The 3,001-nt window shown below is 28.4% G+C and carries 3 protein-coding genes; 2 read left to right on the top strand and 1 reads right to left on the bottom strand.

Going from position 1 to position 3,001, the window contains the following annotated elements; translation table 11 throughout:
- The first annotated feature begins 325 nt into the window (after window positions 1–325).
- The gene (locus tag BUB34_RS12795) at window positions 326–517 is read left to right on the top strand and encodes a hypothetical protein (RefSeq protein WP_073127850.1); all 192 of its coding nucleotides are present in this window, start codon (window positions 326–328) and stop codon (window positions 515–517) included.
- Between the two features lie 467 nt (window positions 518–984).
- Here the strand turns inward: BUB34_RS12795 and BUB34_RS12790 are convergent, their stop codons facing one another.
- Window positions 985–2,142, bottom strand: coding sequence for a S41 family peptidase (locus BUB34_RS12790; protein ID WP_084120413.1), 1,158 nt, complete (start codon window positions 2,140–2,142; stop codon window positions 985–987).
- A gap of 178 nt (window positions 2,143–2,320) precedes the next feature.
- On the opposite strand from BUB34_RS12790, the gene BUB34_RS12785 reads away from it, so the two are divergent.
- Window positions 2,321–2,890, top strand: a complete 570-nt coding sequence (locus tag BUB34_RS12785) for a 5-formyltetrahydrofolate cyclo-ligase (protein WP_073127846.1) — start codon at window positions 2,321–2,323, stop codon at window positions 2,888–2,890.
- Window positions 2,891–3,001 lie beyond the last annotated feature (111 nt).

Genomic DNA, 3,001 nt, shown 5'->3' with positions numbered 1-3,001 from the left:
CTCAGACTAATCATTATCTGAATATCTGGCTTGGTTTGTGTTGTTTCAATTCTATAAATTAACCTACTGTTTAATTTTCAAGGTTCTTCGTGATAACTATTTAAGTTTATCATAACTTTCTAAGTTTGTCAAATTATTTTTTATTTATTTTTGTCGTTTCTTATCGACAAGTAATACTATACTATCTTTATTAATTAATGTCAATACTTTTTTCATTTAAAATCTATACTTTTTTATAAGATTAATAAATATATACTTTACCTTGAATATGATTTATTTTTTTTGTAAAGCTATATGTAGATACTCAATTTAAGGAGGTAGTTTTATGGATGACTTCTCTAAGTTAAAAGAACTTTACGAGGATGGATATAGATGTATATACCATGATAGTACAGACCAAAACTACACTATATACCTAAAAAACTTTGATACAGAGAGTTCTCAGGTCGTAGAATTGAATAACGATAGTGATTTCTCTCAATTCAAGGATTATATAGGTTCTTTAAGAATGTATTAAACCAGATACAGAAATATAGGCCATAGTATTAAAATAGGGAGTTTAAAACTCCCTATTTTGTGGTTACTATTCTTCTTATTAAATCTAAAAGTTCACTTCGGTCAACTTCGGACTGTCTTTTCTTATTTTTATATGCCTGAAAATCAATAATTTTTGCACTATCCTTTTTCATAAAATCACTTCCTACTTAAAATTATTACCTTAAGCTTATTATTTAATTCTATAAAAGTATTCTATATCCTTCTATTTTTTTCGCAAAATTTCTTAAATAAAGCCATTTTTTTAAAATACTGACTACATATTACACTATTTTTCAACATATAATCAATATTAAAATAATAATTTAATTTTTTTATTTTAGATTTTAATTATTATCTATTTTATCTTATATTTATTCTAAAATAGACATTCAAGTACTTGAATGTCTATTTTGGAATATCTTGTTTTTGCTTTTTTTATTGAATTTTCTACTTAATTTGTTCCTTTATCCAGTCTACTGCTGTCTGTAATTGTTTTTTCTCATCCTTTTCTTCTATAGTAGGTTTTATACCCTTTCCATTTATATAATCCCCATTTGGAGTAAAATATTGGGCAGTTGTCAATTTATATCCCGTTCCATCTTTTAAACCTCTTACACTTTGAACCAATCCTTTTCCAAATGTAGTTGTTCCTACTGATATACCTTCCTTGTTATCTATAATAGCTGCAGTAAGTATCTCTGATGCCGATGCACTTCCTTCATTTGTCAGCACAGCTATTGGTATGCCTAGCTTTTCTTTATTTGATTTCAAGTATTCTGTATTTCCTTTATTGTCTTTTGTGTAAACTATAGTTCCCTCTCCTATTAGCTCATCAGCTATATCTTTACATATGTCAAGAAGTCCTCCTCCATTATCTCTAAGATCAATCACTAAACCTTTTAGATTTTTTTCTTTTAATTTTGAAAGCGTCTCTTTGAACTCATCATATGTATTTTCACTAAAAGTAGTTATTTGCATATATCCTACTTCATCATCAATCATTTTACCATCAACTGTATCAGCAACTATTTCCTCTCTTTTTACATCCATAGTCATTTCTTTATCTTCTCTTTTTATTGTAAGCTCTACAGTAGTTCCCTTTTTGTTTGCCTCTCCCTTCATCATACCTACAGCCTTATCTAGGTCTTTTGAAGTAACCGTCTTACCTTCTACTTTTATTATTTTATCTCCTGACTTTATGCCACTTTTCTCTGCTGGTGAACCTTGTATAGGAGATATCACTGTTATGTACTCATCCTTTGGGTCTGCACTTATGTATATTCCTATTCCAACATACGAACCGCTAGTTTGCTCCTTTAATGAATCAAACTCTTTTTTTGTGTAATACTGAGAATACACATCATCAAGTCCCATAAATAATCCTTTTATTGCTCCATTTGTGAGATTTTCATCTGAGGTATCTTTATAAAAACTATTCTTTATCTCTCCCTCTAGTGCCAAAAGTTTATTGTATTTTTTATATCCTTCATACACATCTCTTGATATTATAACTTTATTCCCAAGTGCAATTTGCATTGTCGATGTTACTAAAGTAGTAACAACTACAAGAAGCACCGCTCCAATAATAGCCTTCTTCTTTGACATATTCCGCATCTCCTTTTATATAGCTTACTTTACATTATATTAGTAGCAATTTATTTTATTCCTTTATTTTACCACCAATTGTAGAATTTATTGGCTTAATTATTATTTTTATACTAAAATGTATATTATACATTATATATTATATACCTATTTAATCATCTATAAAGGGGTAGATTTTATGAAAAATGAATTTAGAAAAAAAGCAATAGCTATTAGAGAAAAACAAGATTACTTTAATCAATGTCAGAATTCTATTTTAATAACTGAGAGATTATTAAGTATTGACTGTATAAAAAAAGCAGATACTATTATGTTATACTTAGATTTTAACAATGAGGTTAAAACAGATAAGTTAGTTCAGAACCTCATATCTATGGGTAAAAGGGTTGTATCTCCTATTTCTGTAAAAGAGACTAGGGAACTTCTACCTTATGAAATAAAAGATTTAAATTCAAATATTAAGATAAGTGATTACGGTATAAGAGAACCTGATCCACAGACTTCACAATATATATACCCTAAAGAAATTGATGTTGTAATAGTTCCAGCTATAGCCTTTGATAAAAATGGTTTTAGACTTGGGTACGGAGCTGGATTTTATGATAGGTTTTTGATAACTCTAAGAGATGACGCCATTACAGTTGGAGTTGCATTTGAACTACAAGTTTTTGATGAAATTCCAATAGAAGATCATGATGTCAAACTGGACTATATCATAACAGAAAACAGAACTATTAATCCAAAGTAAAAATAATTAATTATAAAAAGGGGCTGTCGCACTAAAAAATTGAGGCGATACCTTTTAAAAAATAAATCCCAAGTTCAAATGAGCTTGGGATTTTTGTATAATTATTTTATG

The sequence above is a fragment of the Asaccharospora irregularis DSM 2635 genome, assembly GCF_900129815.1.
Classification (GTDB): Bacteria; Bacillota; Clostridia; order Peptostreptococcales; family Peptostreptococcaceae; genus Asaccharospora; species Asaccharospora irregularis.
Note: the sequence above shows the minus strand (reverse complement) of the source record. Positions and strands in the feature narration are given on the sequence as shown.

What these genes read in the sequence shown, in the direction of transcription:
- BUB34_RS12785 (WP_073127846.1), top strand. Translation starts at nt 2,321, where the DNA reads ATGAAAAATGAATTTAGAAAAAAAGCAATAGCTATTAGAGAAAAACAA.
- BUB34_RS12790 (WP_084120413.1), bottom strand. Translation starts at nt 2,142, where the DNA reads ATGTCAAAGAAGAAGGCTATTATTGGAGCGGTGCTTCTTGTAGTTGTT.
- BUB34_RS12795 (WP_073127850.1), top strand. Translation starts at nt 326, where the DNA reads ATGGATGACTTCTCTAAGTTAAAAGAACTTTACGAGGATGGATATAGA.